The following is a 14,804-nucleotide window of genomic DNA, read 5'->3' on the forward strand; positions in this document are numbered from 1 at the left end:
ACAAGAAAGGACCCTAAGGGGAAACCGGAGCTTCCTTCGTGTGGGGGGGGAAAGGAATGACGGGGGGGCACGCGGGGTCGCGCCTCCCCCCTCGTTGGGGGGGGGGCCCCCCCCCGCCGCCGTGTGTGAACCCGCTGTCGCCTGCTGCTTCTGCTACTTCGCGACGAAGCCGAGCGCCATGTACTCCTTCTCGTCCTTCGAGAAGGGCTTGCTCAGCAGCTTCTTGCCGAGGAACAAGTGGCCGTTGCCGTAGAGGAGTTCGTTGGACTTCGGCACCATGCCGCTGATCGCGTCGGTGACCGTCTGGGTGCCCGGGGTCTCCAGGAGCTTGGTCTCCTTCATCGTCTTGCCGTCGAGCGAGACGATCTGGGCGCCCTTCTGGTAGCTGTGCGTCTTGTACGCGATGACGTTGCCGCCGTCCATGCGGACCGGGAAGATCTCGCCGTTCTCGCCCGCGACGACGCGGTCGCTGGTCGGCTTGCCGGTGGCCAGCGAGAAGGAGACGATCTCGTTGGTCCGGTTGTAGCTCTCACCGCTGCCGTCGTGCTGCTGCGTCGGGACGTAGAGGCGGTCGTTGCCGACGGCGATCGCCCGGCAGTCGTTGACCATGTTGACGCCGCAGTCGTGGTCGTACTTGCCGTCCTCCAGCGCGATCTTCGTGCGCAGCTTGCCGTGCTCGTCGAGGGAGAAGACGTCGGTCACGCCGGACGCGGTGATCTCGGTGGTGTCCTGGCCGAAGACGACCGGGTTGGTCGAGATGATCTTCGCGTTGTCGACGCCGGGCGCGATCGGGTACGTCCACTTCTCGCTGCCCGTCTTCGGGTCGAGCAGCTGGACCTTCAGCGTCTCGTCGCCGTACGTGCCGCACTTGCGGACCGCGACGAGCTGGTCGCCGCCCGCGTAGCCGACGTCCTCGCACTTGCCGACCTTGGGCTTCCACAGGCTCTTGCCCTTGACGTCCCAGGCGGCGCCGCCGCTGGAGGTGCCGGCGCCCGCGGCGATGGTGGTGCCCGAGATGGTGACTTCCTTGAACGTCGCCTTCATGCCGTTGGTCTCGGCGGACTCGGTCCAGAGCTTCTTACCGGACTTCAGGTCGACCGCGGAGACGTTGCTGCACTGCTCGTAGTCGCCCTTCTTGTTCCGCTTGGCCTCTTCGGTGACGATCGCGGCGATGCCGTCGTCGGTGACCTCGGGCGACATCGCGCAGGCCATGCCGGAGAGCGGGATGGTCCACTTCTTCTCGCCGGTGTCCGGGTCGTAGCCGTTCAGCTCGTTGATGCCCGCCTTGGCGTAGACGTCGTCGGTCAGCACCGAGCCGGTGGCGTTCCAGATCTGGTCCTTGGGGATCTTCGGCTGGGGCAGCTGCATGACCACCTTGGCCGAGGTGCTGGCCGGGGCCTTCTCCTTGGCCGAGCCCTGGCCGGGCAGCCCGCCGCCGCCCTTGCCGTCCTTGCCGCCCTTGCCCTTCTCGCCCTGCGCGGTGGGCTTCTTGGGGTCGTCGTCCTTCGTCGAGGCGTAGAAGACGCCGCCGCCGACGATCAGCGCGATCGCGACGACCGCCGCGATGATGATCGCCGTCTGGCCGCTGATCTTCTTGCCGCCGCCGGAGCCGCCGTCGCCGGGCTGCGGCGGGGTCGGCATGGTGGGCGGCTGCTGGTAACCCTGCTGGTAGCCCTGCTGATACTGCGGGTAGCCCTGCTGGACCTGCGGCTGGGCGGGCTGGGTCGGGTAGGCGTAGCTCTGCGGGGGCGCCGGCGGCTGGGGGGCCGGGGGCGCCTGCGGGTAGCCGTAGTTGGGCTGGCCCGTCGGCTGGCCCGTCGGCTGGCCCGTCGGCTGCGCCGGAGGTGCCGGGGGCGCCGGCGGGGCGGCGGGCGGAGCCGCGGGCGGCGGGGCCTGCGGCGGCTGAGGGGTCTGCGGGTAGCCGTAGCCGGGGCCGGGGGCCTTGCCGAAGCCTCCGGGCGGAGGGTCCTGCGGGGCGCCGAAGCCGCCCTGCGGGGGCTGGTTCGGGGGCTGGGGAGGCTGAGTCATGACGTCGTCTGTTCCTTGGGGACGGGAGCGGTCGAGAGGGGGCTGACGCGAGCGGGGGCGGAGCGGATCACTTGCCGTAGGCGAGCATCAGCTTCGCCTGGCCGGAGGTGCTCATGATGTTGGTGGTGGAGATGTAGAAGCGCCCGTCCACGTAGTCGATGTCCTTCGAGTAGAAGCCGCTCTCGATCTTCGACGTGCCCTGCGGGTGCTGCAGAAGGGTCTCGGGCTTGTGCGAGCCGGAGATCTTGATGGAGACGACGCGGCCGCCGGCGTCGTACGACGGCTTGACGTACGCGATCAGCGCGCCGTCCTCGGTCTTCATCGGGACCATCGCCTCGTCCAGCGGCGACTTGACGCGCCAGGCCTCCTTGCCGGTGGCCAGGCTGATCGCGACGATGTCGTTCGCGCCGCTCTTGGCCTCGGTCGGCAGGTAGAGGTACGAGTTGTCGGCCACCGCGCCCAGGCAGCCGTTCAGCTCACCGTCGAGGAACGAGTAACCGCACTCCGGGGCGAACTTGTCCTTGGAGACGACCTGCGAGCGTGTCGCGTCGCTGTTCGCCTTCAGGACCGTGATGTTCGACCGGTCCTTGTCCTCGTTCTTGAGGTACACGACCGTCGGGCTCACCGAGTAGAGCTTCTCGATGCGCCAGCCCTTGGGGAACTTCTTGGTCCACAGGGCCTTGCCGGTCTTCGGGTCGAGCTGCTGCAGCTCCTCGTGCTGGGTGGGGGTGCTCGCCCCGCACGACAGCGCCATGAGGAGCTTCTCGCCGCCCGCGAACCCGTTGGGGAAGCAGGTGCCCTCGTCCTTCTTCTTCGCGATGTAGAGCTGCTTGCCGTCGCTCATCCGCAGCGCCGTGCCGGACTGTTCGCGGCCGACCATCAGCACGTCGCCGACGAGCGCCAGCTGGCTGGAGAGCGAGGAGTCGAACAGGCCCTGGTTCTTGACCGGCTTGCCCCAGCCCTTGTCACCGGTCTTCAGGTCGACGACCTGGAGCTGGTTGCACTCGGCGCCGGACTGCGAGCCCTCCTTGTACGCCACGACGATCTTCTTGTCGTCGGTGGCCGACTGGGTCGCGGCGCAGATCTTCTCCGGGAACGTGATGGCGTCCCAGGCGATCTTGCCGGTCTTCACGTTGTACGCGAGGAGCTGCTTGTACGCGGCCTTCACCACGATGTCGCCGTCGATCCACATGCCGGGGGCGTCGCCGCCGGAACCGGGGACCTTCGGCGCCTCCTTGTACCAGAGGACCTTCGCCTCGCCGGCCTGGCGACCCGCGTTGAGGTCCTCCTTGCCCTCGTGGCCGTCGCCGCTGCCGTTGCCCGGGTTGACCGGGGCGGACGCGTGCGGCTCGGGGTCCTTGTTCTTGGCCTGGGACTTCTTGCCGCCGCCGCTGTCGTCGTCACCGCCGACGACGGCGTAGGTGACACCGCCCGCGACGAGCAGCGCGGCCACGGCCGCGGCGACGACCAGCACGAGCTTGTTGCGCTTCTTGCCGTCGCCGGGCGGCGTGCCGGGTCCGGGCGGCATGCCGGGCCCGGCCGGGAACTGCGGCTGGGTGGGCGGCTGCTGCGGGTATCCGTACTGCGGCTGGGCGGCGTAGGGCCCCGGCTGGGCCGGCTGCGTCGGCTGGTTGTACGGGCCCGCGGGCGGCGGGGTGGTGGGCGGCGGATTCTGCGGGTAGCCGTAGCCGGGCTGCGGCTGCGGTGGATCCTGCGGAGCTCCGAAGCCGCCGGGCGGCGGCTGGTTGGGCGGCTGAGACATCAGCGCTTCCCCCTTCACTGATTTTCGGCACGCCAAATGGTGCTGAGGGCAGCCTTTCTATCACCCTGGCGCCCTATCACACGGGGCCGGTCCTGTCCCTGTTCCCAAGGGAGAACCGGCCCGTGACGCCTCCGTTATGGGAGCTCCACGGGAGCTCTACGCGTCCTCCGCAAGCTCCAGCCAGCGCATTTCCAACTCCTCGCGCTCACCGATCAGTTCACGGAGCTCGGCGTCCAGTTTGGCCACCTTCTCGAAGTCCGTGGCGTTATCGGCGATTTGCGTGTGCAGCTTGGCCTCCTTGTCGGAGACCTTGTCCAGCTGCCGCTCGATCTTCTGCAGTTCCTTCTTGGCGGCGCGGGCCTCGGCGGCCGACACGGTCTTCACCGCGGCGGACGCCGCGGGCGCCGCCTGCGCCGGGGCGGGCGCGGCCGTCTGCGCCATCCGCTGCCTGCGCTCCAGGTACTCGTCGATGCCGCGCGGCAGCATCCGCATGGTGGCGTCGCCGAGCAGCGCGAACACCTTGTCCGTCGTCCGCTCGACGAAGAACCGGTCGTGGGAGATGACGACCATGGAGCCGGGCCAGCCGTCGAGCACGTCCTCCAGCTGCGTCAGGGTCTCGATGTCCAGGTCGTTGGTGGGCTCGTCCAGGAAGAGGACGTTGGGCTCGTCCATCAGCAGCCGCAGCAGCTGCAGCCTGCGCCGCTCGCCGCCGGAGAGGTCGCCGACCGGCGTCCACTGCTTCTCCTTGTTGAACCCGAAGGTCTCGCAGAGCTGGCCCGCGGTCATCTCCCGGCCCTTGCCGAGGTCGACCCGCTCGCGCACCTGCTGCACGGCTTCGAGCACCCGCAGCGTCGGCTTCAGCTCGGCGACCTCCTGCGACAGATAGGCCAGCTTCACCGTCCTGCCGACGACGACCTTGCCGCCCGCGGGCTGAACGTCGCCGTCGCTGCGGGCGGCGTCCGCCATGGCGCGCAGCAGCGAGGTCTTGCCCGCGCCGTTCACCCCGACCAGGCCGATCCGGTCGCCCGGACCGAGCTGCCAGGTCAGGTGCTCGAGCAGCAGCTTCGGGCCGGCCTGGACGGACACGTCCTCCAGGTCGAAGACGGTCTTGCCGAGCCGCGTCGTCGCGAACTTCATCAGCTCGCTGGTGTCCCGCGGCGGCGGCACGTCGGCGATCAGCTCGTTGGCCGCCTCGATGCGGAACTTCGGCTTGCTGGTGCGGGCCGGGGCGCCGCGCCGCAGCCACGCCAGCTCCTTGCGCATCAGGTTCTGCCGCTTGGTCTCCTCGGTGGCGGCGATGCGCTCACGCTCCGCGCGCGCGAACACGTAGTCGGAGTACCCGCCCTCGTACTCGAAGACGGAACCGCGCTGCACGTCCCACATGCGGGTGCACACCTGGTCCAGGAACCAGCGGTCGTGCGTCACGCAGACGAGCGCCGAGCGGCGCGTGCGCAGATGCTGGGCCAGCCACGCGATGCCCTCGACGTCGAGGTGGTTGGTCGGCTCGTCGAGCACGATCAGGTCCTGCTCGGCGATGAGCAGCTTGGCCAGCGCGATGCGGCGCCGCTCGCCGCCGGAGAGCGGGCCGATGACGGTGTCGAGCCCCTGCGGGAACCCCGGCAGGTCGAGCCCGCCGAACAGCCCGGTCAGCACGTCCCTGATCTTGGCGCTGCCCGCCCACTCGTGGTCGGCGAGGTCGCCGATGACCTCGTGCCGGACGGTGGCGGCCGGGTCCAGGGAGTCGTGCTGCGTCAGCACGCCGAGCCGCAGCCCGCCGTTGTGCGTGACGCGCCCGGTGTCCGCCTCCTCCAGCTTGGCGAGCAGCCGGATCAGGGTGGTCTTCCCGTCGCCGTTGCGCCCCACCACGCCGATCCGGTCGCCCTCGGACACGCCGAGTGAGACGCCGTCGAGCAGGGCACGGGTGCCGTACACCTTGCTGACAGCCTCGACATTGACGAGATTGACGGCCATTTCTCTCCTGACAGGGGGGATCGATCGATCCTCCAGCGTAGTCGCCCGCGGGGACGGGCTCCGGCCCGCTCCGGGGTACGGGGTCGCTCACTCTTTGTGATGACGGGTCGGGAAGCGGCGGATACCGTGGGAGTACAGGCCGAAGAATCCCGTCCATGGGAGGAACCATGACCGCCGAGTCCGTTGGTCAGCACGGGCGCTGGCCGGTGCCGCCGCCGACGGGCTACACCGTGGACGACCTGTTCACGCTGCCCGAGCTCCCGCCGCACACGGAATTGATCGACGGGAGCCTGATCTTCGTGAGTCCGCAGAGCTACCTTCATCTCCTGTCGATCAAGCTCCTGGAACGCGGTCTGGAGCAGACTCTGCCGTCGGAGCTGAAGGTCGTGCGCGAGATGAACGTGGTGATCGACGAGCGCAACGCCCCTGAACCCGATCTCAGCGTCGTCCGAGCGTCCGCGATCACCGATGACCGGCTGAGCCGCTTCCCGGTGAAAGACGTGCTTCTGGCCGTCGAGGTCGTGTCCCCCGAATCGGAATCCCGGGACCGCACGACCAAGCCCCAGAAGTACGCCGCTGCCGGGATCCCGAACTTCTGGCGCGTCGAACAGAGCGGGTCCGGCCGCAGGCCCGTCATCCATGTCTACGAACTCGACCAGGTGACCAACGCGTACGTGCACGTGGGCATCCACCGCGACCAGATCAAGGTCGGCAAGCCCTACGACATCGACATCGACCTCACCGCCATCGACCTGCTCTGACCCGGGCGCTCAGAGCAGGGCCGCTCCCGGTACCGGGGACTCGGCGACGCGGGCGGTGCGGCACGTGCCGGACGTCGTCAGGGCGTCGGCCACCTTGTGGGCGGCGGCGGCGTCGGCGGTGAGGTACGCGGTGGTCGGTCCCGAGCCGGAGACCAGCGCGGCCAGGGCGCCCGCCGCCGTACCGGCCGCGAGGGTGTCGCGCAGCTGCGGGAAGAGGGAGAGCGCGGCGGGCTGCAGGTCGTTGGTGACGCTCGCGGCGAGCGCCTCCGCGTCGCCGGTGCGCAGCGCGTCGAGCAGCGCGGGGGACGCCTCGGGCGCGGGCGCGGAGGGGGTGAGCCGGTCGAACTCGCGGTACACGGCGGGCGTGGAGAGCCCGCCGTCGGCGACGGCGAAGACCCAGTGGAAGGTGCCGCCGACCTCCAGCGGGGTCAGCTTCTCGCCACGGCCGGTGCCGAGCGCGGCGCCGCCGACCAGGCTGAACGGCACGTCGCTGCCCAACTCGGCGCAGATGTCGAGCAGTTCGTCCCGGGACGCCTCGGTCCCCCACAGCGCGTCGCAGGCCACGAGGGCGCCCGCGCCGTCCGCGCTGCCGCCGGCCATGCCGCCCGCGACGGGGATGTCCTTCTTGATGTGCAGGTGCACGGCGGGCTCGACGCCGTGCCGCGCGGCGAGCAGTTCCGCGGCGCGGGCGGCGAGGTTCGTGCGGTCCAGGGGGACCTGGTCGGCGCCGGGGCCCTCGCAGGTGATCCGGAGCGCGTCGGCGGGGGCGACGGTGACCTCGTCGAAGAGGCCGACGGCGAGGAAGACGTTGGCGAGGTCGTGGAAGCCGTCGGGGCGGGCGGCGCCCACCGCCAGCTGGACGTTGACCTTCGCGGGCACCCGTACGGTCACGCTCACGCGGCGGCCTCCTTGTGCTCCGCGATGCGGGCGAACTCCTCGACGGTGAGGGCCTCGCCGCGGGCCTGCGGCGAGACGTCGGCGGCGACGAGGGCGGCCTCGGCGGCGGCCGCGGAGCCGGCCCACCCCGAGAGGGCGGCCCGCAGCGTCTTCCTGCGCTGCGCGAAGGCGGCGTCGACGACGGCGAAGACCTCGCGCTTGGACGCGCTGGTCTTCACCGGCTCGGCGCGCCGCACCAGCGACACGAGGCCGGAGTCGACGTTCGGTGCGGGCCAGAAGACGTTCCGCCCGATGGACCCGGCGCGCTTGACGTCCGCGTACCAGTTGGCCTTCACGGAGGGCACGCCGTAGACCCGCGAGCCGGGCCCGGCGGCGAGCCGGTCGGCGACCTCGGCCTGCACCATCACGAGCGTGCGCTCGATGGTCGGGAAGGTGTCGAGCATGTGCAGCAGGACGGGTACGGCGACGTTGTACGGGAGGTTCGCGACCAGCGCGGTCGGGGCGGGGCCCGGCAGCTCCCCCACGAGCATGGCGTCGCTGTGCACGAGCCCGAAGGAACCGGCCTTCCCGGGCAGCCGTGCCTCGACGGTCGCGGGCAGCGCCCCGGCCAGCACGTCGTCGATCTCCACGGCGGTGACGTGGGCGGCGGTCTCCAGCAGGGCCAGGGTCAGGGACCCGAGGCCCGGGCCGACCTCGACGACGACGTCGTCCGGGCGGACCTCCGCGGTGCGGACGATGCGGCGCACCGTGTTGGCGTCGATGACGAAGTTCTGGCCGCGCTGCTTGGTCGGGCGTACGCCCAGGGCAGCGGCCAGTTCGCGGATGTCGGCGGGGCCGAGGAGGGCGCCGTGCTCAGTGCTCACGGCACAAGGTTACGGGGCCTGGCCCCTGGGCCTCGCGCGGTCCGTCCCCTGGGCGGGGGGCCTCCCCCCGGGGGGGGGTCTTGCGGGCTTTTGGGTGCGGGTTGGGCAGGGCCGCCGCTTCGCGGCGGATGTTCACCCACCCACCCACCCACCCGTTCACCCGGCGACGTGCGGTGGGAGTAGGGGCGGGTGGGTGGGGGCGCCGCGTGTCGGGGTACGCGGGCCCCCGCACACCCGGGCGGCTCGGGTCCCGCATCGCGGCGCGGGGTGATCCGCCCGCTCCTACTTCGACCGTGCGTCGCGGGGTGAACGGGTGGGTGGGAGGGAGGTATCCGCCGCGAAGCGGCGGGCCAGTCCCGGGACACCCGTGCCGGGTGCGGTTCCTACAGGCGGCGGCCGCAGTGGGGCCATGGGCTTGCTCCGCGTTGTACGTAGAGCTTCTTCGCCCGGAACGTCTGTTCCGAGGCCGACGCGTCCTGGGGGCGGCCCGAGCCGCCCAGTGCCTGCCACGTGCGGGTGTCGAACTGGTACAGGCCGCCGTACGTGCCGGACGGGTCCACCGCCGCGGGGCGGCCGCCCGACTCGCAGTGGGCGAGGCCGCCCCAGTTGAGGCCGTCCGCCCCCGCCACCGACGACGGCATCCGCTTCGTGCCCACCTTCACGATCCGCTTCTGCGGCTCCCGCACCACTTCCGTCCGCACCCGCCGCGGCTTCTGCTTCACGCCGTTCACGGACCGCACCGTGTACGTGACCCGCCGCACCCCCGGCCGCCCCGCCTGCGCCACGACCTCCGTGCCGCGCAGCACCGTCGCGTCCTCGGTCTTCTCCACCTCGAAGGGAATCGGCTCCTCACGGACCTCCTTCGTACCGGTGATGCGCATGACCGTCACGGTCTGCCCGTCGCGCGGAAAGCTCTCCGGCGCCACCGACGTCGTGTCCTGGCCCCGCAGCGTCACCCCGGCCTCGGCGACCGCGTCCCGCACGGTCGCCGCGTTCGTGCGGATCGTCCGCTCCCGCCCGTCCGCCATGATCGTGACGGTGCGTTCGGTCAGGACGTCGAGGGCGAGCCCGTCCCGGTCGATGCGCCGGGAGCGCGAGGCCGACAGCTGCGCCCCCTCCGCCCGCACCCCGAGCTGCCGCAGCGCCCCGTCCACGGTCCGCGCCGTGGTCCACACCCTGCGCCGCTGCCCGTCGAGGGTGAGGTGGACGGGTCTGCCGTACCGGACGGCGATCTCGTCGCCGCTGGCGAGCGCCGTCGTCGACCCGGGCGCCACGATGTCGTGCGTACCGACGTCCACGCCCTCGTCGGCGAGGAGTTCACCGACGTCGTCCGCGAAGGTGTGCAGCGTGCGGGGCTTGCCGTCGACGATGAGCTGCACGGCCTTGTCGTTGGCGACGAACGCGGACGTGCCGCCCGCGAGGAACGCGACGACGAGGGCCTGCGGCACCAGCTTGCGCATCGCCTCGGGCGGCCGCATCGCCTCGGACGGCCGCGGTGCCTCGCCCCGCTCCGGCGCCGCGGGAACGGTACGCCCGCCCGCCCTGCGCCGACGCGCGGCCCGCCCCTCCGGCGTGGGCCGCCCGGACTGCCGGGGCAGCCGCCCCCCGACAGCGGCCTCATCCGTGACCCCGTCCGCATCCGCGTCCGGCACGGCGACGGTGACGGCGACCGTCGCGTCGGCGTCGACACCGGCGCCCACGTCGAGAAGGGTGGCCTCGTAAGGCGCCGAGCCCTGGTACGGGCCGCCGCCCCCGTACACCTCGCCCGGCTGCGTCACCTCGCGCCAAGGCGCCTCGTACATCGGCACCTCGTACGTCGGCGCCCCGTATGTCGGCGCCCCGTACGTCGGCGCCCCGTACGCCGGCGCCTCGTATGCCGGCACCGCATACGTGGGCAGCGCGTACGTCGGCTCCGTGTAGACCGCCGACTCACGCGGCGATGGCTCGAAGGGCGGCTCAAAGGGCGGCTCGTACGTCTCGTACCGCGCATTGCTCACGACGACGCTCCAGGGTTCCGTACCGGGCGGACAGAACCTAGCGGAGCCGCCGTCACTCTCCAAAGCAACGCGACTACGCAGTGTCGCCGCATGAACCTGAGCCATGCCGTGGGAGCGGCCGGCGCCGCCCCGTACCGTTATCGGTCAGTAAGCAAACGCGCGTGCCGTGTTCGCCGAGACGGCCGTGGCCATGGCGTCCTCGTCGATGCCCCGTATGTCGGCCATCGCGCGCAATGTGACCGGAATGAGATACGGCGCGTTGGGCCGTCCGCGGTACGGCGCGGGCGTGAGGAACGGCGCGTCCGTCTCGACGAGCACGAGTTCGAGCGGCGCGACGGCCAGCGCGTCCCGCAGGCCCTGGGCGTTCTTGAAGGTGACGTTGCCCGCGAAGGACATGAAGTAGCCGTGTTCCGCGCAGACTCGGGCCATCGCGGCGTCGCCGGAGTAGCAGTGGAAGACGGTGCGCTCGGGGGCGCCCTCCTCCTTCAGGATCCGCAGCACATCCTCGTGCGCCTCGCGATCGTGGATGACCAGCGCCTTGCCGTGCCGCTTGGCGATCTCGATGTGGGCGCGGAAGGACCGCTCCTGCGCGGCCATGCCCTCCGGTCCGGTGCGGAAGTGGTCGAGGCCCGTCTCGCCGACGCCGCGCACCTGCGGAAGCGCCGCGAGCCGGTCGATCTCGGCGAGCGCCGCGTCGAGCGCGGCGTCGCCGCCGGCCTCGCGCGCGCCCTGCCGGGACCAGCCGTCGGGGTCGCCGAGGACGATGCGGGGCGCCTCGTTGGGGTGCAGGGCGACGGTCGCGTGCACGCTGTCGTGCGCGGCGGCGGTCTCGGCCGCCCACCGGGAGCCGCGGACGTCGCAGCCCACCTGCACGACCGTGGTGACGCCCACGGACGCGGCCTTGGCGAGGCCCTCCTCCACCGAGCCCGACTGCATGTCGAGGTGGGTGTGCGAGTCGGCGACCGGGACCCGGAGCGGTTCGGGCAGCGGCGGGGGGACGTCGGCGTTCTTCGAAGGCATGCCTCGATCCTACGAAGCCTCCGGTCCTGCGGGGCCTCCGGTCCTGCGACGCCCCCCGCCCGGTGACCTGCCCCGGCCTCAGTGTGCCTTGCGGTGCTGGAACGGGTGGAGCAGGTCGGAGAGGTGCCAGTGGTGGTCGGACGCGGGCCGCGCCGCGGTGGCGCCCCCGGCGGCGACCACGTCCGCGTCGGCCTCGGGCCCGGCCTGCTTGCCCACGTGCTTCCCGTCGTGCTTGCCGTCGTGCTGGCGCCGCATCATGTCGAGGACCGAGGACACCTGTCCCGCCCGCATGATCCGCACCACGTGGCCACCGCAGTTCGTGCACGTGGGCCGGGTCAGCGGGGAGGGCACGCGCAGGCCGTCCGCCAGATACGTCACGAACGCGTGGCCCGACGCGTCCACGTGGTGCTCTATCTCGTACGCCTGCTCCCAGCCGTGCCCGCACCGCATGCAGGCGAACGCGTACGACTCGTGAACGACGTCGGTCGCCGTGGTGGGGTGGCCGGTGTCTGCGATGTCACTCATGCCAGCTGCTCCTCTTGCCCGAGGGACAAGCACTGCCGGATCCGGGGACGACCCGGGCCGGAAGCGTGGGGACGGGTGCGCCCCTTCAACCAGTGGACGCCTTTCCCGGAGCGAGCGCATCAGACCTGTCGAGCATTGGAGCCGTTTTGGCCTTTCCATAGGAAAGACGCCTGGTGCGCGGCCCGCGCTTTGCCTTTCACGATAGTCCTTTGCCTTCCGATGGGCCGCCCCGATCCGCATTCTTTGCCGCCACGACGGCATCGAAGACCTCGCGTTTGGGAAGCCCCGCGTCGGCGGCCACCGCGGCGATGGCCTCCTTGCGTCGCTCGCCCGCCTCCTCGCGCACCCGCACCCTGCGCACCAGCTCCTCGGGGCCCAGTTCCGCCCCGCTCTTCTCCGGCGCGCCCTCGACGACGACGGTGATCTCTCCGCGTACGCCGTCGGCCGCCCACTCCACGAGCTCCTTCAGGGAGCCGCGCTTGACCTCCTCGTACGTCTTGGTCAGCTCGCGGCAGACCGCGGCCCTGCGCTCCTCGCCGAACGCCTCGGCCATCGCGGCGAGCGTGTCGTCGATGCGGTGCGGGGCCTCGAAGTAGACGAGGGTGCGGCGGTCCTCGGCGACCTCGCGCAGCCGGGAGAGGCGCTCGCCCGCCTTGCGCGGCAGGAACCCCTCGAAGCAGAACCGGTCCACCGGGAGGCCGGAGAGCGCGAGCGCCGTGAGCACGGCGGACGGGCCGGGCACCGCGGTCACCCGTACGTCCCGCTCCACGGCCGCGGCGACGAGCCGGTAGCCGGGGTCGGAGACCGACGGCATGCCGGCGTCGGTCACCAGCAGCACCCGCGCGCCGCCGGCCAGCGCCTCGACCAACTCGGGCGTGCGCGCCGCCTCGTTGCCCTCGAAGTAGGACACGACCCGGCCGCCGACCTGCACCCCCAGCGCCTGGGTGAGCCGGCGCAGCCGCCGGGTGTCCTCGGCCGCCACGACGTCGGCCGCCGCCAGCTCGGCGGCGAGCCGCGGCGGGGCGTCGGCGACATCGCCGATGGGGGTGCCTGCCAGCACCAGGGTTCCGGGGGAATCAGCGCTTCCTGTCACGGATCCATCCTCGCAGGGGCCGGGGGGCGGGACTCGCACAGTCTGGTTCCCTACGATGGCGCGGTGACCAGTACCGCGTCTTCCCCGGACACCCGCGAGGGCCAGGCAGCCGAGGAGCAGCAGCCCTCGTGGCAGCGGCGGCTGCGCCGATTCGGTCATGCGGAGCGCGCCCGAGACGACGTCACGGCCCGTCTCGTCCCCGGGTACGCGGAGCCGAGCCCCCGGCTGTGGCTGGCGCTCGGTCTGTCCGAGCCGTTCGCCGACCGGCTGGTGCGCTGGTCCGGCTGGGCGGGGCCGCTGCTGATCACGCTCGTCGCCGGGATCACCCGGTTTCTGAACCTCGGCAATCCGAAGGCCGTGATATTCGACGAGACGTATTACGCGAAGGACGCCTGGGCGCTCATCCACCGCGGCTTCGAGGTCAACTGGCCGGAGAAGGTCAACGACGACGTCCTGCGGCAGGGCGGCGACATCGCGATCCCGCACGACGCGGCGTACGTGGTGCATCCGCCGGTCGGCAAGTACGTGATCGGCGTCGGCGAGTGGCTGTTCGGTTTTGATCCGTTCGGCTGGCGGTTCATGACGGCGCTGCTCGGCACGCTGTCGGTGCTGATGCTCTGCCGGATCGGGCGGCGGCTGTTCCGCTCCACGTTCCTCGGCTGTCTGGCGGGCGCGCTGCTCGCGGTGGACGGCCTGCACTTCGTGATGAGCCGCACCGCCCTGCTCGACCAGGTCCTGATGTTCTTCGTGCTCGCCGCGTTCGGCTGCTTCCTGATCGACCGGGACAAGGCGCGGGCCCGGCTCGCCGCCGCGTTGCCGGTGGACGCCGACGGCCGGGTGCGGCCCGATGTGCGGGTCGCGCAGACGCTGCGGCTGGGGTGGCGCCCCTGGCGGTGGGCGGCCGGGCTCTGCCTGGGCCTCGCCTTCGGCACCAAGTGGAACGGCCTGTACGTGATGGTCTTCCTCTGTCTGCTGACGGTCCTGTGGGACGTGGGCGCGCGCCGGGTGGCCGGCGCGGTGCGGCCCTACCGTGCGGTCCTGCGCCACGACGTGCTGCCGGCGTTCGTCTCGACGGTGCCGGTGGCGCTCGTCACGTACGTCGTGTCCTGGCTCGGCTGGATCCTCTCGCCGACGGACGGCTCCGGCGGCTACTACCGCAACTGGGCGGTGACGGACGGGAAGGGCGGCAGCTGGACCTGGCTGCCGGACTGGGTGCGCAGCCTGTGGCACTACGAGCACGCCGTCTACGACTTCCATGTGGGCCTGTCCTCGCCGCACACGTACCAGTCGAATCCGTGGAGCTGGATCGTCGACGGCCGGCCCGTCTCGTACTTCTACGAGTCGCCGCTGCCCGGCAAGGACGGCTGCCCCTCGGACACCACGGAGAAGTGCGCCCGCGAGGTCCTCGCGCTCGGCACCCCGCTGCTGTGGTGGGTGGCGGCGCTCGCGCTGGTCTACGTGGTGTGGCGGTGGGCGTTCCGCCGCGACTGGCGGGCGGGCGCGATCCTGTGCGCGGTGCTCGCGGGCTATCTGCCCTGGTTCTTCTACCAGGAGCGGACCATCTTCTACTTCTACGCGGTCGTCTTCGTGCCGTTCCTGTGTCTGGCGGTGGCGATGCTGGTGGGCGCGCTGCTCGGGCCGCCGGGTTCGGGCGAGGGGCGGCGTGTGGCGGGCGCGGCGGCCTCGGGCGTCCTGGTCCTGCTGATCCTGTGGAACTTCATCTATTTCTGGCCCATTTACACCGGGACCGCGATTCCCATCGATTCCTGGCGTTCGCGCATGTGGCTGGATACATGGGTGTAGTCGGATACATCGGTGTAGGGCACACCTTGGACACCGTCGGATAACGACCGTCCCGTACGTACCTCCTCCCCCTTAGGGTTCAGG

11 protein-coding genes are annotated in these 14,804 nt (G+C 71.4%); 2 read left to right on the top strand and 9 right to left on the bottom strand.

What is annotated here, in order from left to right:
• Positions 1-153: 153 nt before the first annotated feature.
• The 3 genes from ACZ6CV_RS17265 to ACZ6CV_RS17275 form a co-directional block, all read right to left on the bottom strand.
• Positions 154-2,028, bottom strand: a complete 1,875-nt coding sequence (locus tag ACZ6CV_RS17265; RefSeq protein WP_469251609.1) for an outer membrane protein assembly factor BamB family protein — start codon at positions 2,026-2,028, stop codon at positions 154-156.
• 67 nt (positions 2,029-2,095) lie between these two features.
• On the bottom strand, positions 2,096-3,790 hold the full coding sequence (locus ACZ6CV_RS17270; RefSeq protein ID WP_469251610.1) for an outer membrane protein assembly factor BamB family protein: 1,695 nt from the start codon (positions 3,788-3,790) through the stop codon (positions 2,096-2,098).
• A gap of 156 nt (positions 3,791-3,946) precedes the next feature.
• Positions 3,947-5,761, bottom strand: coding sequence for an ABC-F family ATP-binding cassette domain-containing protein (locus tag ACZ6CV_RS17275; protein ID WP_469251611.1), 1,815 nt, complete (start codon positions 5,759-5,761; stop codon positions 3,947-3,949).
• A gap of 167 nt (positions 5,762-5,928) precedes the next feature.
• On the opposite strand from ACZ6CV_RS17275, the gene ACZ6CV_RS17280 reads away from it, so the two are divergent.
• Positions 5,929-6,522 carry a Uma2 family endonuclease gene (locus tag ACZ6CV_RS17280; RefSeq protein ID WP_469251612.1) on the top strand — a complete coding sequence of 198 codons (594 nt, stop codon included), beginning with the start codon at positions 5,929-5,931 and terminating at the stop codon, positions 6,520-6,522.
• Between the two features lie 9 nt (positions 6,523-6,531).
• On the opposite strand, the gene ACZ6CV_RS17285 is transcribed toward ACZ6CV_RS17280, so the two are convergent.
• From ACZ6CV_RS17285 to rsmI, 6 genes are all read right to left on the bottom strand, one after another.
• Positions 6,532-7,419 carry a 4-(cytidine 5'-diphospho)-2-C-methyl-D-erythritol kinase gene (locus ACZ6CV_RS17285; protein WP_469251613.1) on the bottom strand — a complete coding sequence of 296 codons (888 nt, stop codon included), beginning with the start codon at positions 7,417-7,419 and terminating at the stop codon, positions 6,532-6,534.
• Entirely contained in the window at positions 7,416-8,282 is an 867-nt protein-coding gene (gene rsmA, locus ACZ6CV_RS17290; protein WP_469251614.1) for a 16S rRNA (adenine(1518)-N(6)/adenine(1519)-N(6))-dimethyltransferase RsmA, read from the bottom strand. The genes ACZ6CV_RS17285 and rsmA overlap by 4 nt, the downstream gene beginning before the upstream one ends.
• Positions 8,283-8,665: 383 nt before the next feature.
• On the bottom strand, positions 8,666-10,084 hold the full coding sequence (locus tag ACZ6CV_RS17295; RefSeq protein WP_469252008.1) for a ubiquitin-like domain-containing protein: 1,419 nt from the start codon (positions 10,082-10,084) through the stop codon (positions 8,666-8,668).
• 339 nt (positions 10,085-10,423) lie between these two features.
• Positions 10,424-11,299: a TatD family hydrolase gene (locus ACZ6CV_RS17300; RefSeq protein WP_469251615.1), complete on the bottom strand. Its 876-nt coding sequence runs from the start codon at positions 11,297-11,299 to the stop codon at positions 10,424-10,426.
• 78 nt (positions 11,300-11,377) lie between these two features.
• Positions 11,378-11,824, bottom strand: a complete 447-nt coding sequence (locus ACZ6CV_RS17305; protein WP_469251617.1) for a hypothetical protein — start codon at positions 11,822-11,824, stop codon at positions 11,378-11,380.
• A 196-nt stretch (positions 11,825-12,020) separates the two neighbouring features.
• Positions 12,021-12,917 (bottom strand): 16S rRNA (cytidine(1402)-2'-O)-methyltransferase, encoded by an 897-nt coding sequence (rsmI, locus tag ACZ6CV_RS17310; RefSeq protein WP_469251618.1) that lies wholly within the window; start codon positions 12,915-12,917, stop codon positions 12,021-12,023.
• Positions 12,918-12,980: 63 nt separating this feature from the next.
• On the opposite strand from rsmI, the gene ACZ6CV_RS17315 reads away from it, so the two are divergent.
• On the top strand, positions 12,981-14,720 hold the full coding sequence (locus ACZ6CV_RS17315; protein WP_469251619.1) for a dolichyl-phosphate-mannose--protein mannosyltransferase: 1,740 nt from the start codon (positions 12,981-12,983) through the stop codon (positions 14,718-14,720).
• Positions 14,721-14,804 lie beyond the last annotated feature (84 nt).

Source organism: Streptomyces sp. NPDC041713, from assembly GCF_055591085.1.

Excerpts from the sequence above, each read along its gene's own strand:
- ACZ6CV_RS17300 (WP_469251615.1), bottom strand. The coding sequence starts at position 11,299 with ATGCCTTCGAAGAACGCCGACGTCCCCCCGCCGCTGCCCGAACCGCTC.
- ACZ6CV_RS17295 (WP_469252008.1), bottom strand. The coding sequence starts at position 10,084 with ATGTACGAGGCGCCTTGGCGCGAGGTGACGCAGCCGGGCGAGGTGTAC.
- ACZ6CV_RS17305 (WP_469251617.1), bottom strand. The coding sequence starts at position 11,824 with ATGAGTGACATCGCAGACACCGGCCACCCCACCACGGCGACCGACGTC.
- ACZ6CV_RS17280 (WP_469251612.1), top strand. The coding sequence starts at position 5,929 with ATGACCGCCGAGTCCGTTGGTCAGCACGGGCGCTGGCCGGTGCCGCCG.
- ACZ6CV_RS17265 (WP_469251609.1), bottom strand. The coding sequence starts at position 2,028 with ATGACTCAGCCTCCCCAGCCCCCGAACCAGCCCCCGCAGGGCGGCTTC.
- ACZ6CV_RS17270 (WP_469251610.1), bottom strand. The coding sequence starts at position 3,790 with ATGTCTCAGCCGCCCAACCAGCCGCCGCCCGGCGGCTTCGGAGCTCCG.
- ACZ6CV_RS17275 (WP_469251611.1), bottom strand. The coding sequence starts at position 5,761 with ATGGCCGTCAATCTCGTCAATGTCGAGGCTGTCAGCAAGGTGTACGGC.